The sequence below is a fragment of the Paenibacillus sp. 7541 genome (assembly GCF_002276395.1).
GTDB classification, from domain to species: domain Bacteria; phylum Bacillota; class Bacilli; order Paenibacillales; family Paenibacillaceae; genus Paenibacillus_AQ; species Paenibacillus_AQ campinasensis.
This window is the reverse complement of the sequence record NZ_NQLZ01000018.1, coordinates 31505-51025: the sequence shown is the minus strand read 5'-3', so window position 1 is coordinate 51025 and position 19521 is coordinate 31505. Positions and strand designations below refer to the sequence as shown.

The window sequence follows — 19521 nt, the reverse complement described above, 5'->3', positions numbered from 1 at the left end:
ATCTGCTCAGAGGTTTTTTTACATAAAACCCCCTTTGGATTAGCTCTCTCAAAACAATTCTGGTATATATAGTTAATGAGTGCAGAATTTAATAGAAAAGGAGAGTGAAAGTTAAGATGTTGTCGGGGTTGCATAGGTGCAAACAGCTAGGAAGTGTGTTTCTTGCCATCATGTTGGTTGTCACGATGATTCTTCCTTCCGGCTTTGTCCGGCTTGCGGAGGCTTCTCCGAGCAATGACCAGGTTGTGATCAGCCAGGTCTATGGCGGGGGTGGCAACAGTGGCGCAGTGTATACGCATGATTTTATCGAGCTCTATAATCCTACGAACTCCTATGTTGACCTTGCAGGCTGGAAGGTGCGCTATGCCAGTGCAACGGGCACGTTCAACAACGTGACGGAGCTGAGCGGGAGACTCGGACCTCACCAGTATTATTTAATTCAGCAGAGAGGGGGACAATCAGGGAACGGGAATGCTTTACCGGCAGCTGATCTGACCGGAAACATCGATCTGAGCGGGACGAATGGCAAGGTCGATTTGGTGGATGCCACTGGGGCGGTCGTTGATTTTGTAGGGTATGGCAGTACGGCATCGGCAGCCGAGGGTCAGCCGACGCGTTCGCTGTCAAATGCAACCGCAGCCATCCGCAAGGAGCTGCCTGGAGGTCCGGCAGGCAATCGGGGGCTGGATACGGATAACAATGCGAATGATTTCACCGTCACAGCGCCGGATCCGCGCAATACGGCCTTCACAGGCGCTCCGGAGCAACCGGGGAGTCAGCTTGGGGAAGTAACGGCCGCGCCGGAGCCGAATGCTTGGCCGGCCGGAACGGCCATTACGCTGGCGCCGCCTGTCGTCGGGGCTTCTGTCTATGCGGATGTGTACGCTTCGGGCACGAACAACGGTTCAGGGTTTCGTCTGATCGATGGGCCGATTGAACTGCAGGAGCCGATTCGTATCGAAGCCTATGCTGCCATGGAAGGCCTTGATAACGGACCGACCGTTTCGTTTGTGTATGATATTTTGTCTCCGGTTCCGGTAGCCGAAGCTCGCACAAAGGAACGATCGGAGCATGCATGGACTGAAGGAATTATTACGCATATTGAGGGCAGAGAGATTTACATTCAGGATGATACGGCCGGCATCGTGCTTTATGACTATCCGCTGGATGCGAGCGTGGGCGATAGGGTCAGTGCGGCCGGTGTCATGGATATCTACAACAACCTTCAGGAGCTGAAGCCGCATCCGCTGCTGCCTTATGAGGTGACGGAGAGGAATGCGGGTGTGCCGCAGCCGATCCGCATCAGCGGAGCTGATCTGGCACCGGATCAAGGGGAGGCATACGAAGCAAGGCTTGTCTATATGGAGGATGTGGCTATTACGGCCCAGAATCGGCCGGGCGAGTATACGGCGGTTCAGGATGGCCATGAATTTATCATTTACTCAAGCCTGCCAAAGCTTGAAGTCGGCAAAGTGTTCAGCCGCGTTACCGGCGTAGTCAAGCAGTACAGAGATATCTATGAGCTGATTCCGCTGAATGAGGCTTCCCTGGTGGAGGAGCGGCTGTCCGTCATCGCCAGCCCAGGCCCGGGGCCGATCGTGCCGGGAGGAAAGGTGACCTTGACGACGCCTGCCGAAGGGGGCAGCATCTATTACACGACGGACGGCACGGAACCTACGGTATCCAGTGCGTTGTACAGCACCCCGATCCCGATTGACCGGGATATCACGATCAAAGCGATTGTGGTTGCGGGTGGGGAGCAGAGCCGGGTATTTGCGTTTGACTACCGGGCCGCCCTGCAGCCGCGGATCGGAGATATCCAGGGTGAGACGCACGTTTCACCATACAACGGACAGACGGTTCAAGATATTGAGGGAGTCGTAACTCAGTACGGATATACGTTTTCTAACGGCAATGATAAAGGTTTCTATATTCAGGACCCTGAGCCGGATGACAATCCGAGAACATCGGATGCCATATTCGTCTACGCTCCGAATGCCACGTTGCCGGATATCGGCGAGACCGTGTCCGTGACGGGCAGAGTCTCGGAATATAACGAGGGCAGTGCCAGCAATCTGACCACCACGCAGATCGAGCTTCAACGCTACGAGCGTCTGGGGCCGGCTGACGCGCTGCCGGAGCCGGTTACGCTGGGCAAGGAAGGGCTGCCGCTCCAGGCAGCAATCATTGATAATGATAGCTTCGCTGAATTCGATCCGGAGGAAGACGCGATCGACTTCTATGAGTCGCTGGAGGGCATGCGGGTTCGACTGCCGCAGCCGACAATTATTAGTCCGTACTGGACCAGCGCCGGAACGTATAACATTCCGGTTCGCGTGGAGAACGATGTGGAGGATGTACTGACGCCGCCAGGCGGGCTTGTGCTGAAGGAACAAGGCAATCTCAACCCGCAGCGCCTGTTGATTGCGTACGGGAATCCGGGCGAGGAAGTCGGTACAGGGGACGTGTTCACCGAGGATGTGATCGGTGTCATCGGATACAACAGCGGCAACTTCAAGGTGATTCCGCCCAAGGACGGTTTGCCGAGCCTGATCAGCAGCCCGTTCGAGCAGGAAGTATCCACGATCCGGGCCGGCGAGGATCAGTTGACGGTGGCGACGTACAATATTGAGAATTTCTATCCGGGTGTCGGTGCTGCCAAGATCAACAAGCTGGCCGAATCGATTGCAGACCATCTGAAATCCCCGGATATTATTGGCCTGGTCGAAGTGCAGGACAATAACGGCGAGCGCAATGACGGCACGACCGCTGCAGATCGCAGCTATCAGGTTCTCGTCGATGCCATTCAAGCAGCCGGGGGACCCGTATACAGCTATACCGATGTCGAGCCGGTGAACAACAGCGACGGCGGCGCGCCGGGAGCGAATATCCGGGTAGGGTTCCTCTATAATCCGGAGCGGGTGAAGCTGGCGGATAGCGTGCATCAGCGCAAGGGCTCGTCCACCGAAGCGACGCAGTATGATGCGTCCGTGGATCAGCTTACCTACAATCCGGGCAGGATCGATCCGCTGAACCCGGCGTTTGCATCCTCCCGCAAGCCGCTGGCGGCCCAGTTCGAATTCCGGGGCGAGAAGGTGATTGTGATTGTCAATCACTTCAACTCCAAGTCGGGGGATCAGGGGCCTTTCGGGGCTGCCCAGCCGCCTGCGCTGTCAAGTGAATTGCAGCGTCATCAAATCGCGGCGGTTGTGAACGGATTTGTGAAGGAGGTTGTGTCGGGCAATCCGGAGGCCAACGTGGTTGTGCTAGGCGATTTGAATGATTTCCAATTCACGGAAACCGCAGCGATCCTCAAAGGCAGCGAGCTGGACAATCTGATTGAGAAGCTGCCGCTCGGAGAGCAATATACGTATACCTATGACGGCAATTCGCAGGTGCTCGATCATATTCTGGTCAGCAAAAATTTAACGCGCACCGCCCAAATCGATGTCGTCCATCTGAATGCGGACTTTCCGCCTTCCCGAGGCCGCGTGTCAGACCATGATCCGGTCGTTGCCGCGATTGATCTTGGAGGAAGCGCCGAGGGCGGCTTCCCGCTGACGATTCTGCATACCAATGATACGCATGCGAATCTGGATACCACAAGCTCGCCGGACAACATCGCGCGCCGGGTGACCGCGATCAAGGAAGCGCGGGCAGCTTCGGTGAACCCGCTGCTTGTGGACGCCGGGGATGTGTTCTCGGGTACGCTCTATTTTAATAAATATTCGGGATTGGCTGATCTGGAGTTCATGAATCTTGTAGGTTACGACGCGATGACCTTCGGCAACCACGAGTTTGATAAAGGATCCGAGGTATTGCGTGATTATATCGAGCAGGCACAGTTTCCTTTTGTCTCTTCGAACGTGGACTTCTCGGCCGATCCGGTGCTCAGCTCCAAATTCAAGGATGAGGTGACGCGCGATGCTCAGGCGGGTTCTGTATATCCGGCGATCATCATGGATATGGACGGGGAGCAGGTGGGCCTGATTGGACTGACGACAGAGGATACAGCGAGCATCTCCTCTCCGGGCCTTGTCACGTTTGAGGATGCGGTAGCGAAAACGCGAGATACGGTTGCAATGCTGCAACGCGAAGGGATTAACAAAATCATCGTGCTTTCCCATCTCGGCTATGACGCTGACGCCAATCTGGCGCGAGAGGTTGAGGGCATCGACATTATCGTAGGCGGTCACAGCCATACGAAGCTGGATGAGCCTGTTGTGGATCGCTCGGACAGCGAGCCGAAGCTGATTGTGCAGGCCGGGGAGAAGGGGCAGTACCTCGGCCGGCTTGAAGTGGTATTTGATGAGGAGGGTGTGCTTAAGGAGTGGGACGGACGCCTCATCTCGGTCGATGAGAAGGACGGCCATGACCAGTATGTCATTGCCCCTGACCCGGAGGCGCTTCACCTACTTAATACCAAATACAAACCGGGCGTTGAGGAGCTGAAAGGAACACAGGTCGGACGGACGCAGGTGCTGCTGAACGGCGAGCGTGCCGATGTGCGCACCAAGGAGACGAACCTTGGCAACTTGATTGCCGACGGAATGCTGGATGCGGCGAGGGCGGCTGGTACGGGTGCTGTAATGGCCTTGCAGAACAGCGGGGGCATCCGGGCGTCGATTGAAGCCGGGCCGATCACGATGGGGGACGTGCTGACGGTGCTGCCGTTTAATAACGATCTCGTGACGATGACGCTGACCGGTCAGGAGATCAAGGAGGCGCTGGAGAACGGCGTCTCCCGCATACCGAGTGCTGATGGGCGCTTCCCGCATGTCTCGGGCATGAGATTCATCTATGATTCCACGAAGCCGGCAGGCGAGCGCGTGCTGCGGATGGAGGTAAGGGGAGCGGACGGCTATGAGCCGATCGATCTGAGTCAGTCGTATGTGATGGCGACCAACGTCTTTACTGCCCAGGGCGGAGACTTCTATGAGTCGTTGAAGCAGGCTTATCTCGAAGGCCGTGTGAATCTGTTGTATTTGCCGGACTATGAGGTTTTCTCCAATTATATTGAAAAAGTAGGCACGATCACAGCCGACACCGCTGCGGTTGAGGGGCGGATCACCGATCTGAAGGGAGCGCCGCTGCCAGAGGTTCCGGGGCCTGGAACGCCTGGAGAGCCGGGAGCACCCGGAACCCCTGGTTCACCGGGCACACCAGGCACACCGGGCTCCCCTGGTACCCCTGGAGCTCCTGGGCCAGGGACGCCGCCAGTGCCTGGACCTGCACCGGGTACGCCGGGCACGGGTACACCTGCCGCTCCGGGCACGGTCCGGCTTGAAGTGCAAGCAGTAAATGGCGAGGCAGCAGCCACCGTTACCGAAGCTGCGATGCAGCAAGCGTTGAAAGAGCCGCATAACGGAACCGTGAGGATTGAGGTGACAAGCCCAGGTAGCCAGCCGCTCACTTCTGCAGCGGTTACGATCAGCAGCGGGGCCTTGCAAGCATGGCTTGCCCAGGCTGGGGCCGGTGTACTGGCGATTGTGACGCCATATGCCAGCTATGAGCTTCCGAAGAAGGAGATTCATCTCCCGTCGTTAGCACAGAAGCTGGGCTCAGAGGGGGGCGGTCTTGCGCTTGTGTTCACCCTTGCGCTGAACCAAGATGCGCTAGAGTCAGCTGCAGCGAGGGGCTACAGTGGGCTTCAGGCGGTGGATTATACCGTAGCAGTCCGGACCGCGGACGAGAGCGTCATGCTGGAATCGTTCGATTCCTATGTGAAGCGGACGATGAAGGCAGGGCGGCCTCACTCGACCTCAAGCCTTGCTGTCGTGCGGATCGATGGTGATGAGGGGACGAGCGCTGCTTATACCCCCGTTCCATTTATGACTGAAGGAGATGCCATTGTAATCTACAGCAAGACCAATAGCACCTATCTGGCGCTTCACAATCCGGTAACCTTTGAAGATATCGCGACGCATTGGTCCAGAGGGGACGTCGAGTCGCTTGCAGCCAAACGCATTGTAACCGGGCGTACGGCAACTCGATATGCTCCTGACGATGAGGTCACCCGTGCCGAATTCGCAGCACTGCTGACACGGGCATTGGGGCTGGCTGGCCATCCGAGCGGTCAGGGCGCAGATCAGGGACAGGTGCCAGGACAGGGAGCTGTCTTCAAGGATGTCGCTGCATCCGACTGGCATGCCGGGTATATCAAAGCGGCGGTCAGAGCGGGCATTGTCAGTGGATATGCTGACGGCACTTTCCGGCCGAATCAGACGATTACGCGGGAAGAGATGGCGCTCATGGTGTTCAAGGCATTGGAGGCGACCGGATATGAGGCAAGCGGAGGTTCCTCCCTGCGCTTTGCGGATCAGGAACGGATCGGTGCCTGGGCAGCAGAAGCAGTACAGCATTTAGGCAGCATGGGGATTATGAACGGAGACGAGCGGAATCGATTGATGCCTAAGTCCAGCAGTACCCGTGCGGAGAGCGCGGCTGTGCTGAATCGCATGATCGGGAAGCTGACGTATTCGAAATAGGGTTTGGATCGAAGCAGCAGTCTTGGCCTGAGATGATCTCGGGCCGGGGCTGTTTTTTTTATCTAATGAAAAAAATAGCAACCAAATGTGACCAATACACGTCCAGCATTGTGTTATAGGTAAAAGGAGGCACAACACGATGCAAAGCGATTCGCTCCGGCCGGGCGGAGATATTGGCGAGATTTACGAATTGTATGGAAGCATGCTTTTCAAAATCGCGATGATTCATCTTGGGAATAAGCAGGATGTGGAGGAAGCCCTCCAGGAAACCTTCTTCAAGCTGATAGACAAAGCGCCGCATTTCAATGACAGCGAGCATCAGAAGGCGTGGCTGATCCGCGTCCTTACGAATCAATGCAAAAATATGCGCGGCAGCCTGTGGCGAAAGCGGGTGACGAGGCTGGATGATGTGCAGGCGTATTTTGCGGAGCCTTCTGACCGGGCGCTCATCGATGAGGTGATGAGTCTGCCTTTTAAATATAAGACGGTGATTCACCTGTATTACTATGAAGGTTATTCGGTGAAGCAAATCGCCCATATATTGCAGATCGGCGAATCTGCGGTCAAAATGCGGCTTGCGCGGGGCAGGGAGCTGCTGCGAATGGAACTGGAAGGGGAGAATGAGGCATGAACAGGAATGCGTACAAAAAATTGATGGATCATATAGAACCGGATGAAGGAGTGAAGAAACGGATGATGGAACGAATGAATAAAGGAAAAGTGCAGTCGACAAGATGGAGCCGCAGGGCGGTCGCGATGGTCAGCCTGGCAGCGGTATTGGGCCTCGGTGCGGTTGTCACGTTCACGTGGGAGCGCGGTGCAGACGATCAGGCGCTTACAGCCGTTAAGCCCGAAGGGACCGGGCAGCACGGTTCGGCTAATCCATCTGAGGTGGCTACGGAGCCGGTAACCATTCCGCAGGTTGAGCTGCCTGGGGACAGCGGGATTCAAGCGAACATGATCGGGCTTGTGGTGTACCAAGGGAATATCTACACTCAGTCGAGTACACGCATTACACCGGAGGCAGCTGAGCAGCTGCTCGGAGATAAGCTCGGCAGATCCAAGTCGGGCATTACGGAGTGGAGCGATGCTTCGGATTATACCGAATTGGCTTCTACGATTGGCGAGACCGATATTTACGCTGTCAAAGGCTACGATACCGATTTCCGTATTATGTCATACCAGGTCATTGACGGTCAGGTCTATGCCGAGTTCTACGACCACCTGAATGGCATTACGATTGCAACAGGGGAAGACTTGATCGGGAAGCTGAACGTTAAGGATCGGATTCAGACCGCACAGTGGCAGAGCTTTGACAGCTGGAACATGGGCGAGAATCGCCTGCAGGCGGTTCAGGCGGCAGATGCCCTCTCGTCTTTCGTGACCGCGCTGCATACAGCCAGTCCGGTGGCGGAAGAGGCGCTGGGAGAGGAGCCGTATGCGAGCAGCGAGCAGAAGTTCCTGTATTTGAAACTGGAGGATGAGACAGAGGTAGAGCTGCGCTTGTTCAAGCTGGGGAGCGGGAACTATGCCAAATACGGCCATACCCCTGTTTTCCTTCAGGTGGAGGATGCCGTCTTTAATGCGCTGTGGGACAGCATGGAATAGTGTCTTTATATAGAGGTAGCCCAACCTGACAAGTTCAGGTTGGGCTACTCTGCATGGAGAATAGGCCTAGGCCTCAAGGCATGAACACTAACAGAAGCTGACTCTGTTAGAATGATGAAGCTTAAAAAGGATTTAGCACATGATAAAACACGTTTGGCGATGCCATCCGGTAATAATGGCTGCACCAGCCGACACCTTTATGGTTCCAACGATTGGTGGTGCTGTAGACGAGCCGCTCCTGCTCCAGCTCCTCGATGCGAGGAATACGTCCTTCGGCGTAATCGAGGATGCGCATTGCGGCCGTATCGAGCCGGGTCAGCACGCCGCCATAGCGAATATCGATCACTTCCCAACCGAACGGCTTGAACATGCGAAGCCACTGTGTCCGGTGGGCGAGGCGAAGCTCCGTGACGGCCGCGGCAATGGCGGGCAGCTCCACTTCGGCGATATGCCGAAGAGTGGCATGGTCTTGCGTGTCATAAGCCTGCTTCAGCCGGATGCCGATTTCGCTTTTGCGCTTCAGCACAGCGCTCAGCTTCTCCGGCATTTCGAACAGATAATCCAGTGCCGCATTCTTGTCTCGCTTGTTCTGAATAGCCAGCTCCAGCTTGGCGTAGTGGTCGTTTAGCGCTAGCCCCTCGATCTGCTTGTCGAACAGACCGAGAAGCACATCCTGGTACAGCAAGAACTTGGACGGATTGCTCTGCTTGGCGTTGTTCGGCTCTTGCCCCGGAATCTCGTCCAGATCCTTGAGCAGCAGGAAAGCTTCCATCTCCACGCCAGTGCACAGCTTCACCCGCTGCGCAAGCTGCGCCTGACTCGGCGTCCCCTCTGTGTAGGCATGCTCTGCGTACAGCTGGAGACCGAGGAGGGCTGCAAACGGGTTGCCCTCGTTGCCGTCGTCTCCCCACATGGTGGCGTATACTTCACGAATGCCTTCCTGCTTGCACACTTGGAGGGCCACATCCGAGGCGTTCAAGGATAGACCGTAGTTCACGCCGAACGTATTAAATATCCATACGGCGCCCGCGAACACGAGGTTGCAGCCCAGCGGGCGATGATTGTCGATGACCTTCGTATAGTCCTCAGGCTCGGTATGGGTGTAATCCCAATACACCATGTCGACATCCTTCGGGATTCGACGAGCCATATCCTCCGGGATCGTCGTCTCTTTGTCGTAATAATCATCGCCTTTGCCGGAGGCAAGCTTCAGGAACATGTCGCTCCACATCATCGGTTTCAACCCGCAGGCGCGCACTGCCGCCAGCACGTTGTCCAGATGCGAGACCATAATGTCAAAGCGGTCCTGGTACCCGTTCAGATCCAGGTATTTTCCACGCCCAAGCTCTTCGGCTTCGTCCATGCCGATATGGATTTTGCGGCTGCGAAACGGTGCGGTAGCCGACTCGATCATTTTCTCGATCAGCTTGTCTGTCTGCTCGCTGCCAACCAGCAGCGCCCCTTTGGTATCGCGGTAGGACTTCACAGGCTCCCACTTCAGGAATTCCTCCAGATGAGCAAGCGTCTGGATGCTCGGGAATGCTTCAATGCCGAAGCTGTCGGCATAATCATCGATTTCTTTAAGCTCCTCCTCGGTGTAACGGCCCCGCATATAACCGAAGTACGGTTCTCCTTCGATTTCATACGTGTCCTCCATATAGAGCATGACCGTGTTCATGCCCATCAGGGCGAGTTTGTTCAGAATGGCCTTGAACCCGTCCACCGTCAATACCGCATTGCGGGACAGATCGAACATCGGACCGATTTGATCGAACTGCTGCTTCTCCAGGACGCGGAAATCATCGCCGGTACGAAGATGCTGGACCAGCAGCCCAAGCCCCCTGAAAAACTGATGTTTTTTGCTAAACCTGATCATGCCTTGTCCGCGCTCATAACTGACCTCGAGTGCATCGTCCTGGGTATCCAGGGGTCCTTCTACAAGCACCGGGATACCGTCCTCGCTGAATTGTACGTCCAGTTCAGGCAACAGCTGCTGGATCCCTGCTAACAGCTCCTGTATATCCCCTTCGAAACGCAGCTTCATTCCTATCCACATCCTTTATCGATCATCAAAACGTTATATCATTATAATGTTTAATCTTATTGCAATCCGATGGGGAAAGCAACCTCACTTTTCACTTTTAACTTGAATAATTAAGGGAGCGTATTGTCGAAAAATAGTGTCGGTGCGAAAGGAGGGGACGTATGCGGAAATATGTCACAGCGCAGCGGGATATAACACGAAAGTCAATAGGCAGCTATGCAGCTGCCCCTTGACGTAGCACCGGCCCCGTCCGTGTGGAGGATCGGGGCCAGTGCCGGGCAGATGGCGCCTTGCTGACGCAAGCTCCAGCAGACAAGGGTGAATTGTCAGCGCACGGAAGTCAGCTGGAGCTCATGCCGGTGGAAAGTGCTTGCTCCAGCCGGACCATTCGCTTCATCAGCTTTTTCAGCATGACGGAGGCTTTTACTTTGATTTCGAGATCAGTCGAAACATGAAGCTTGTATTTCCCTTGCAGGATAGCCTCCTTAAGCTCAACCGCCGATTCGCATGGGGTATCCAGCTCGTTGAAGATGCTGCCGAATTGCAGGCATTGATGCGTATCGCTGCCAGCGGTGACCGGCTTGCCCAGCTCGGAAGCAAAGCGCTGTACCCGTTCCTGATTGCTGTCGCAGCCGTACTGGTACATATCTTTGGCATTGAGATCAAAGGCGTCCAGCCGTGCCAATTGACGTGGGCTGAGATGATGCAGCGGCGTGCTATCACGGAATGGATGTGCACCGATCTTGAGCAAAGGATACGCTTCAGCGATATCCATCAGCTGATCAAAGGGGATAAAGGCGCCCTTATCGGTATACCCGTCAAGCTTACGGCGCACCTCAAGAATGGACCACTTGCTGCCGATCAGCAGAATATGCCCGTTCTCTAATATATCCACCTCCATCCCGGGGAAAATCTTCAGCCCATACGCCTCATAATAGTCCCCTTGGTACGGAAACAGGCGATCCAGCTCCGAATACACCTCGTAGAAGTTGCGGGTATTAAAATGCTCGGTCAGCGCCAGCGCATCCAGCCCGCTATCTTTGGCCTCACGCAGCATCTCCTCATAATATTCCGGTGAAAAGTCAGACGCCTTCGACAACTTGGCATGGGTATGCAGGTCAATTTTCATAGGTTCAACACTCCTTCATCATCTATAGGTTGCCGGAGCAGGTGACGCCTGCGGTTTACAGTCTGCCGCTGATCCAGAATAATAACGATACATAGACAGCCGATCCGGACAGAAACATAATATCGCGGGTCGATACTTTCAGATGGGCCAGTTTCAGTTTTTTGGCCGCCGGATTCTTCATGCCGTAGGAGAAGCCTCTCGTTTCCAAAGCCTCCACTGTCGTTCGGGATCGCTTGGCAGTTGCAAGCATAAGCGGGAAGAAGGACAACACCAGCAGTTTTAAATAATACGCTGCCATTCTCCAATACATGACTCCGGGTTCCTCCGGTGCTTTGCCCCGGAGCCGGTAGGAGAGCAGGACATTCCGGAATTCCTCGAACAGCACCGGAAGTATGCGATAACCGTAAGACAGGCTGAATGAGAAGGCGGCGGGCATGCCTAGGGCGAGCAGACCGTCGCTTATCTTCTCAGGGTCCATGCCAGAGAAGACCGTGATGCTTGCCAGGGAAACAACGGACAGCTTTAAAGTCAGCTTCAGCAGCGGCAGCGCAGAGCTGATATCTCCGCCGAAGAAGAGCGACAGAATAAACAGCCATCCGACCTGCCCGATAAGCCCAAGGCACAAGACCAGGATAATAAACGGGGTAACCCGCGACAAAATGGTGGTGACCACCATCATCAGGAACATGCCTGCCAGAACGGTCAGATCCGAAATGAACCACGGCACAATCGCAAAGAACAGATACCATATCAACAGACAGCGAGGATCAAGCCGGGACAGGGACGCGTGCCCGCTGCCATAGGCGGTATTCATCAGCTCCAGCTGAATCCGTTCGATCGTGATTTTGTTAAGCCAGCTGCGGACAAGCTGCATGATGCGGCACCTCCTTTCCAGTCAATATGGCATGGACGAGCTGTGCGAACTCGGCAGGCGTGCTGCCCGTCAGACGAAGATCCAGCCGGGCGGCTGTGTCCATGATCTGAGTGGGTGCCAGTCCGGCGCGGCTGATCAGATGATGATCGGCAAAAATGTCGGCGGCGGAGCCGTCTCCGGCAACTGTACCGTCGGTGAGCACGATGACCCGAGTGGCCCACTGCTGGACGAGCTGCATATCATGGGTGGCGATGACGACCGTCCGCACGAATCCTTCCAGATCCTGCAGAGTGCCGAGCAATTCTTCACGGGTCGCCAAATCGAGATTGGCTGTCGGTTCGTCCAGCAAAATGAGATGGGGCAGCACCGCTGCACCGATCGCAAGGGAGACTCGGCGCTGTTGCCCGCCGCTGAGAAGCCGCGCATCCCGGTCTTTCAGGGACTCCAGCCGGAAGCTTTCGAGCATCTGGCTGATCCGCTGCTCGGCATCGGGATAGGCTCTGCTCTTGAGGCAGTGCGCCACCTCTTTATAGACATTGTCCTCGATGAACATATCCTCCGGGTTCTGGAATACATACGACACATGAGAGGACAGCTGCTCGATGGACTGGTGCTTCGTATCTTCGCCCATGACCTCTACCGCGCCAGCCGAAGGCTTGGCAATCCCGGCAATAAGCCGCAAGAGGGAGGATTTCCCCGCACCGTTGTTCCCGACAAGCGCAATGCGCTCCCCTTCATACAAGCTCAGATTGATTCCGCGCAGCACTTCACGCTCGGCCCGGCGAATCGTCCGGTAGCTTAGACGGGCCTGCTTGAATTCAACAACAGGACGGGCTTGGGCATCCTCCGGCCCGCTTTCAGTCAATCTGCTGCCAGGGCGGGAATGTCCCCCGCTTGCTTCGGAGGAGTTATGAGCCCCCGGCAGATCGGCACGCCCGCCCAGCATGCCGCTGAAGTAAATGACCGCTTCATCGGTCGTGACGGGATAGCGGACCTCACCTTGGCCAAGGCGCGGGGCGTTATCGGGATGAAGCCCAGGCATGCATTTGGCGGATTCCGGAGGACTCGATAAGCCTCGTCCGTCCGCATCCTCCGGCCAATCCTGCTGGTCGGGAGAAGCAGCTCCATTCTCCTTCCGCAGCAGCGAGGAGAGATGGACAGCGGCCTGCGTTACTTCCGGCGGCTGGATGGACAGCCGCGCGAGATCGTCCAGGCGGTTCAGCCCATCGGCAACGGGCAGCTGCCAGAGCACCTGCCCGTTCTCCATCAAGCATACTTCCTTGCAGTAGTCGGCAATGAACTCGGTATGATGCTCGATGACGATAACTGTTTTGCCATAGTGCTCGTTCAGGCTCCGCAGCACCTCGTACACCTGGCGCGCATGCTGCGGGTCCAGCTGGGACACCGGCTCATCCACGACAAGGATGTCGGGCGACAGGGACAGCGCTCCGGCGAGGGCGAGCAGATGCTTCTGACCGCCGCTCAGCTCCCAGATGTAACGATCCTGCAGGTGAGTCAGCCCGCACATCTCAAGCGCCTGCAGGCCCATCACGCGGTAATCGGGCAGCCCGTAATTGAGCGGGGCGAACATGGCTTCATCCAGCACCGTCGGACGCACCAGCTGATTGTCAAAGTCCTGATAGACGTATCCGACCATGCGGGACAGCTCTGCTACATTTTGGGTGTTTGCAGGCTGCCCGCAGATTTCTACTTCCCCGGAGAAATCGCCGACATAATAGTGGGGGATTAACCCGTTAAACAGTTTGCAGAGGGTGGACTTGCCACAGCCGTTGCCGCCAATGATCGCAGTGAAGCTCCCGCGTTCAATCGCAAGGGATGCTCCCTTCAGCACCGGCTCCTCCGAGCCGGGGTACACAAAGGTCACATCTGTTAAACGAACAGCCAGATCCGATTCCGTAGCTGTGTTATGCATGCGGCGCATCTCCGGAGTTGCGGCTGCGTTTCTCGGCGCGGGCGCGCATGATGATGATGGTAATGGCAGCAATAACAGCCGCTGCGGCAAGGCTAAGCCAGATCGCGCCAACCCCGAAGCGGTCCTCGAATCCGCTATCCCATTCGCCGAAGTTCCAGTCGGTCTCGGACAGCGACTCCGCAACAAAGGCGACGACAGCCAGGACGATCCCGGTGATAACAACTTTCGGTGTGATCACACCTGCGGACTCGTATTTGGTAGATTTTACACGTGGTTTGATCCCGAGCAGCGGTTCAATTTTTCCATAGAGTCTCGGAACCAGATATAATGTAGGCAGCAGGGCAAACAGTGTGCCGGAGAACAGCACGTCATTCAGGAAGCTTACGCCCTCCACAATGACGACACTCGGAGCGAGGCCGGGCACGGCTTCGAATTCCTCGACGCCTATCCACACTTTGCCGATATCGACGAGCGCACTGCACAGCTGGTGAATGATCACGCCGGTCATCGCTGCGATGCCGACTTGTCTGCGGTTAAGCGGGTCTCTGACCATGCGGCCGGCGACATACATGGCGAAGGAGAAGGTAAGGAATTTTTCAAGCTCGCCCAGTCCGCCGAATTGACCGAGCATCAGCTCGCCGAAGATCACTTCGCCGACCGATGCGCCCACCGCAGCGTAGACAGGGTGGAACAGCATGCACAAGGTCAGGGGAATAAAAGCGAAATACTCAACAGACAGCTCAATAGGCCCCAGTTGAAGTGCAGGAATCAGTTCGGTGAACATGTTCGATAAGCCGTACAGGGACATGGACAGGACAAAAATCATCATTTTCTGCGAGGACGTAAGGGTGTACAGATTCGATTGATTAGCCATTTGAGAGAACAGCCTCCTTGAATAGGAATTTGCTCTCAGTATAGAGGCCCTTTATTAAAACAGACGCTGGAGTATGTCAACGTACTGTAATAAATTTTACATTATGATATAAATGAAATAAAATTTACACATGAAGTATCCTTCTCATTGTCTCTTATCAAACCAGAATCTACATTCCAAAGGAGTGCAATTGCTGTGATCAACCTGTTTCCGGATAAATCCGCGCTGTCCCCCAGTCAGCTTAAAATCGCCGATTTTATAGAGCGTTACCCTGAAGAAATGCTGTTTATGACCGAGCAGGAAATTGCGGATCGGCTGGGGATGAGCATCGCTACCGTGTCCCGGTTCTGGCGAGTCGTTGGCTATGACAATGCCAAAGCATTCAAGTTAAAGCTCCGGAACGCTTCGGACATTACGCCGGCACTCAAGCTCGAGAATACGATGTCGCGCATGGATGCGTCGAGTCTGCCGCTTGTCATGCTGGAGCAGGTCATGGAGCACCTGCAGACGACCGCGGAGAAGACCCGGCCGGATGAAGTGGAGCAGGCGGCAGGTATCATCGCCGGCGCGAGAAGGCTGTATGTGTATGCTCCAGGCCCTTCGCTATCGCTCGGCGATCTGATCGCTTACCGGCTGTCCCGCTTTGGCATCTCGGTCCGGATGATGGCTGGCAGCGGCCACGAGCTCCTCGAATCGCTGGTCAATCTGGAGAAAAGGGATGCTGTGCTGGTCTTCAGCTTCACCCGTATGCTGCCTGAAACGGAGGTCATTCTGGACTGTGCCAGCCGAGTCGGCTGCCCGGCGTTGATGATTACGGACCGGGAAGATCTGCGGTACGGTACTTCGGCTGAGGTGTCCTTCTGCGTCAGCCGGGGTGATATGGGCGAATTTCATTCGATGGTAACCCCACTGCTGCTGGTGGAGCAGCTGATCCTCAGCATCGGATTGATGAGCCGCGAAGAGGTGCTTAACAAGCTCGACTATTTGGGCGAGCTGCGGGCCCGGTATGCGGATAAGCTTCCGCGGGGGAAGGTATAGACCTTTTCATCCTAGAAGGTTTTGTTACAATAGGAAGTAAATCTAAAACATAGTGGTGATTAGAAGTGGTATCGATTAAAGATGTGGCCAAGCTCGCGAACGTATCGGTGTCGGCAGTTTCCAAGACGCTGAACGGTTATACGGATGTGAGCGAGTCCACCAGGAAGAAAGTGCTGAAAGCTGCACAGGAGTTGAACTATTTTCCGAACAAGCTGGCTAAGAATCTCAAGCATAAAGTTACCAAAACGGTCGCGCTGATCTTCTCTAACTTCGAGCAGACGAGCGGGAAGGATGGGGTGATGTTTGAGATTATGAGCGGGGTGTATGCCGCTGCCCAGAATTTTCAGTACGAGGTTGTCATCTATACACGGAGCTTGTCGGAGCAACAGGACAAGTCGTACTGGCAGTTTTGCCAGGAGAATAAAATTGCCGGTGTCGTCATCTCCGGTCTCCGGACGACGGACCCGTACTTTCAGGAGCTGGTTAACAGCGAGCTTCCTTGCATGGTGGTCGATGCAGATATCGTCGGTCCCCATACCGGTTCGGTGATCACGGATAACGTGACGGCAGCCAGACAAGCGGTGGAGTATTTGATCTCCAAGGGACACCGCAATATCGGAATGATTAACGGTCATGGTTTCGCTACGGTTAGCATTCTCCGCCACCAAGGCTATAGGGAAGCTTTGGAGACGGCGGGCCTCCACTATGACAGCAGCCGTGTGATGGAGGCGAACTTTAGCGAGCAGGAGGCGTACAGTCTGGCGGTTCCTTATCTAGAACAACACCCGGATGTCACGGCGGTATTTTTTGCTAGTGATCTGATGGCGATTGGCTTCATGGCCCGCTGCAGGGAGATGAATATCCGCATACCGGAGGATCTGTCGATTATGGGATTTGACGATATTGTGCTGTCGAATTATACGACCCCAAAATTGTCGACCGTCAAGCAGGATTTTAACCGAATCGGCTACACAGCTTTTGAAGAGGTGGTGCGCATGCTGGAGAACCGCAATCACGGCTATCATAAACTGCTGTCATTCGAAATTGTTGACAGGGAGACGATAAAGATGCAATAATGAGATCGAAAACGTTTTCGAAGCATCGTCTTTTATTTTTTACTGTAATCGAAATCGTTTTATATCCTTTTCGAAAACGATTTAGGTTACGCTTACAAGGGTAGGAGGGAAAGAAAGAATCCATGATGCATTACAACACGACAGAGCCGGAAGAACTGAAGCACTGGTCTTTTTCCGAAACGGAATTTGACCCGCTGGCACTTGCAAAGTGCGAATCCATCATGTCACTGGGCAACGGATATATGGGACTGCGCTCCGCGGCAGAAGAGTCTTACATCGGAGAGAAGCGAAATTTATTCATTAATGGAACCTTTAATAAATTTGATCAATACGAGGTGACCGAGCTACCCAACGCAGCGGATATCACTCGGCTGGACATACGCATAGACGGCGTGCGCTTCTCTTTGGAGCGCGGGGAGGTGCGAGAGTACAGGCGGCTGCTGAACCTTCGGGATGCCGAGCTGGTGCGTGGTTTTGTGTGGGAGTACCAGGGGAAGCGGATCCGATTTGAATTCCGCCGCTATGTTTCGCTTGCTCACAAGCATGAAATTGGCATGAGGATGACCGTGACGCCTCTAAACGGCCGCATATCGTTGTCTGTAACCTCCGGCATCGACGGGCAGGTCAGCAACAGCGGCAGCCAGCACTTTCACGAGGGTGAGAAGCGAATCTACGATAAAACGTACATTGAACTGATTCAGACGACGACCGAATCGAAGATCGACTTTGTACTGGGCGCGGCTCACCGGTTATTCATTGGCGGCACGGAGGCCAACCTTGAACCGAAGATGGACATCGACCGACGCAGGGTAGCCGTGACCTATACCGTCGATCTGGAACAAGGACAGACGCTGGAATTCGAGAAGGCCGCGGCCGTATTCACGAGCCGCGACCTCGAGTTTGCCGAAGGTCCCCGGCTTGACGACATCCGCGAGATGATGCTGGCAGCGCTGAAGGAGCAGCATGCAGCCGGTTACGAGCGGCGATTTGAAGACCACCGCCGGGCGTGGGAGAAGGTATGGGACCAGTACCGGGTATCCATCAAGTCGGCAGAACCGTTCGACCAGCTTGCGGTCCGGTTTGCGATCTACCACCTTGTCATTATGACGCCGTCTCATGACCGTCGGATGGGCATCGGAGCGAAGGGACTGACGGGGGAAGGATACAAGGGGCATTCTTTCTGGGACACCGAAATATTCATTCTTCCATTCTATATCTATACCAATCCTCCGGTTGCCCGCTCGTTGCTTGAGTATCGATACCTGGGGCTGGAGGGGGCGAGATCCAAGGCGCTGCAGAATGGTTATTCCGGCGCAATGTATCCTTGGGAGGCAGCCTGGCCAAGCGATGGCGAGGTAACGCCGGAATGGGGACAAGTGGATATTGTCACCGGCAAGCAGACCCGGATCTGGTCCGGGGTGATCGAGCAGCATATTACATCGGATATCGCTTATGCTGTATGGCATTATTACATGGCGACCGGGGATCAGGAATTCATGGACAGCTTCGGCTACGAGATGATTCTGGATACGGCGAAGTTCTGGGCCAGCCGTCTAGAGTGGAATGAGGAACAGCAAACCTATCATATCAACAATGTGGTAGGTCCTGATGAATACAAGGAGCATGTCAACAATAACGCTTTTACGAACTACATGGCGCATTTCAACATTCGGCTGGCGATGACGTATGCCGAGGAGCTCCGTGTCCAGAAGCCTGCCCTGTTCGATAGGCTGAACTCGAAGCTAGGCGTGGAAGCGGCGATGGACGAGTGGTCGGACAAGATCGGGAGGATCTATCTGCCAAAGCCCAATCAGGATGGTATTATCCCGCAGGACGACACGTATTTGCAGAAGAAGCTCGTCGACCTGACACCGTACAAATCCCAGGCGAAGGTCGGTAGCATATTCGATGATTACAACCTGGATCAGGTCGGGGAGATGCAAGTATCCAAGCAAGCGGACATCATGATGCTGTTCTTCTTGCTGGAGGATCAATTCCCGCTGGATGTGAAGAAAGCTAACTATGACTACTACGAAGAGAAAACATTGCATGACTCTTCCTTGTCTCTGTCCACGCACTGTATTCTGGCCAATGATCTCGGCGACAGGGAATTGGCTTACCGCTTGTTCAGGAGAGCCGCTGAAATTGATTTGGGGCCGTACATGCATTCTTCCGATGCCGGTGTGCACTCCGCTTCCTTGGGCGGAATCTGGAAATGCATCGTGATGGGCTTTGCCGGTGTGCGGATGCTGGGCGGAGCGCTTCATATGAATCCGCGCCTTCCAGAGGCCTGGGAGGAAGTATCCTTCCCGCTGTATTGGCGCGGGCACCGAATTGAGGTCCATCTGGACCGGACCCGCATTTCACTTAACACCGACTCTGAGGAGGAGCTCACCCTTATCATCGGGGGCAATCCTGTGAAGCTGACCGGAGCGCTTCAGCTATCTTATTAAGATG

General features: G+C 55.1%; 11 protein-coding genes. 6 read left to right on the top strand and 5 right to left on the bottom strand.

The features are described from left to right. Window positions 1-170 precede the first annotated feature (170 nt). From CHH75_RS12325 to CHH75_RS12315, 3 genes are all read left to right on the top strand, one after another. Window positions 171-6488: a 5'-nucleotidase C-terminal domain-containing protein gene (locus CHH75_RS12325; protein WP_255223024.1), complete on the top strand. Its 6318-nt coding sequence runs from the start codon at window positions 171-173 to the stop codon at window positions 6486-6488. Window positions 6489-6627: 139 nt separating this feature from the next. Further along, window positions 6628-7119, top strand: a complete 492-nt coding sequence (locus CHH75_RS12320; RefSeq protein ID WP_095264284.1) for an RNA polymerase sigma factor — start codon at window positions 6628-6630, stop codon at window positions 7117-7119. After that, window positions 7116-8096 (top strand): hypothetical protein, encoded by a 981-nt coding sequence (locus CHH75_RS12315; RefSeq protein WP_095398296.1) that lies wholly within the window; start codon window positions 7116-7118, stop codon window positions 8094-8096. The genes CHH75_RS12320 and CHH75_RS12315 overlap by 4 nt, the downstream gene beginning before the upstream one ends. Before the next feature lie 121 nt (window positions 8097-8217). Here CHH75_RS12315 and CHH75_RS12310 read toward each other — a convergent pair whose 3' ends face one another. The 5 genes from CHH75_RS12310 to CHH75_RS12290 all read right to left on the bottom strand — a co-directional run bounded on the left by CHH75_RS12310 (window position 8218) and on the right by CHH75_RS12290 (window position 14950). After that, entirely contained in the window at window positions 8218-10140 is a 1923-nt protein-coding gene (locus tag CHH75_RS12310) for a beta-N-acetylhexosaminidase (RefSeq protein ID WP_095398295.1), read from the bottom strand. 340 nt (window positions 10141-10480) lie between these two features. Next, window positions 10481-11269, bottom strand: coding sequence for a PHP domain-containing protein (locus CHH75_RS12305; protein ID WP_095398294.1), 789 nt, complete (start codon window positions 11267-11269; stop codon window positions 10481-10483). A gap of 55 nt (window positions 11270-11324) precedes the next feature. Then, complete coding sequence (locus CHH75_RS12300; protein ID WP_095398293.1) at window positions 11325-12143, bottom strand: energy-coupling factor transporter transmembrane component T family protein; 819 nt, start codon at window positions 12141-12143, stop codon at window positions 11325-11327. Continuing rightward, window positions 12118-14076: an ABC transporter ATP-binding protein gene (locus tag CHH75_RS12295; protein ID WP_095398292.1), complete on the bottom strand. Its 1959-nt coding sequence runs from the start codon at window positions 14074-14076 to the stop codon at window positions 12118-12120. Before CHH75_RS12295 ends, CHH75_RS12300 begins: the two co-directional genes overlap by 26 nt. After that, on the bottom strand, window positions 14069-14950 hold the full coding sequence (locus CHH75_RS12290; protein WP_095264290.1) for a DUF8171 family membrane protein: 882 nt from the start codon (window positions 14948-14950) through the stop codon (window positions 14069-14071). The genes CHH75_RS12295 and CHH75_RS12290 overlap by 8 nt, the downstream gene beginning before the upstream one ends. A 195-nt stretch (window positions 14951-15145) precedes the next feature. Here CHH75_RS12290 and CHH75_RS12285 point away from each other — a divergent pair, with 195 nt between their 5' ends. From CHH75_RS12285 to CHH75_RS12275, 3 genes are all read left to right on the top strand, one after another. Further along, window positions 15146-15988 carry a MurR/RpiR family transcriptional regulator gene (locus CHH75_RS12285; protein ID WP_095398291.1) on the top strand — a complete coding sequence of 281 codons (843 nt, stop codon included), beginning with the start codon at window positions 15146-15148 and terminating at the stop codon, window positions 15986-15988. A gap of 65 nt (window positions 15989-16053) precedes the next feature. Next, window positions 16054-17064 carry a LacI family DNA-binding transcriptional regulator gene (locus CHH75_RS12280; RefSeq protein ID WP_095398290.1) on the top strand — a complete coding sequence of 337 codons (1011 nt, stop codon included), beginning with the start codon at window positions 16054-16056 and terminating at the stop codon, window positions 17062-17064. Between the two features lie 122 nt (window positions 17065-17186). Next, window positions 17187-19517 carry a glycoside hydrolase family 65 protein gene (locus tag CHH75_RS12275; protein WP_095398289.1) on the top strand — a complete coding sequence of 777 codons (2331 nt, stop codon included), beginning with the start codon at window positions 17187-17189 and terminating at the stop codon, window positions 19515-19517. Window positions 19518-19521 lie beyond the last annotated feature (4 nt).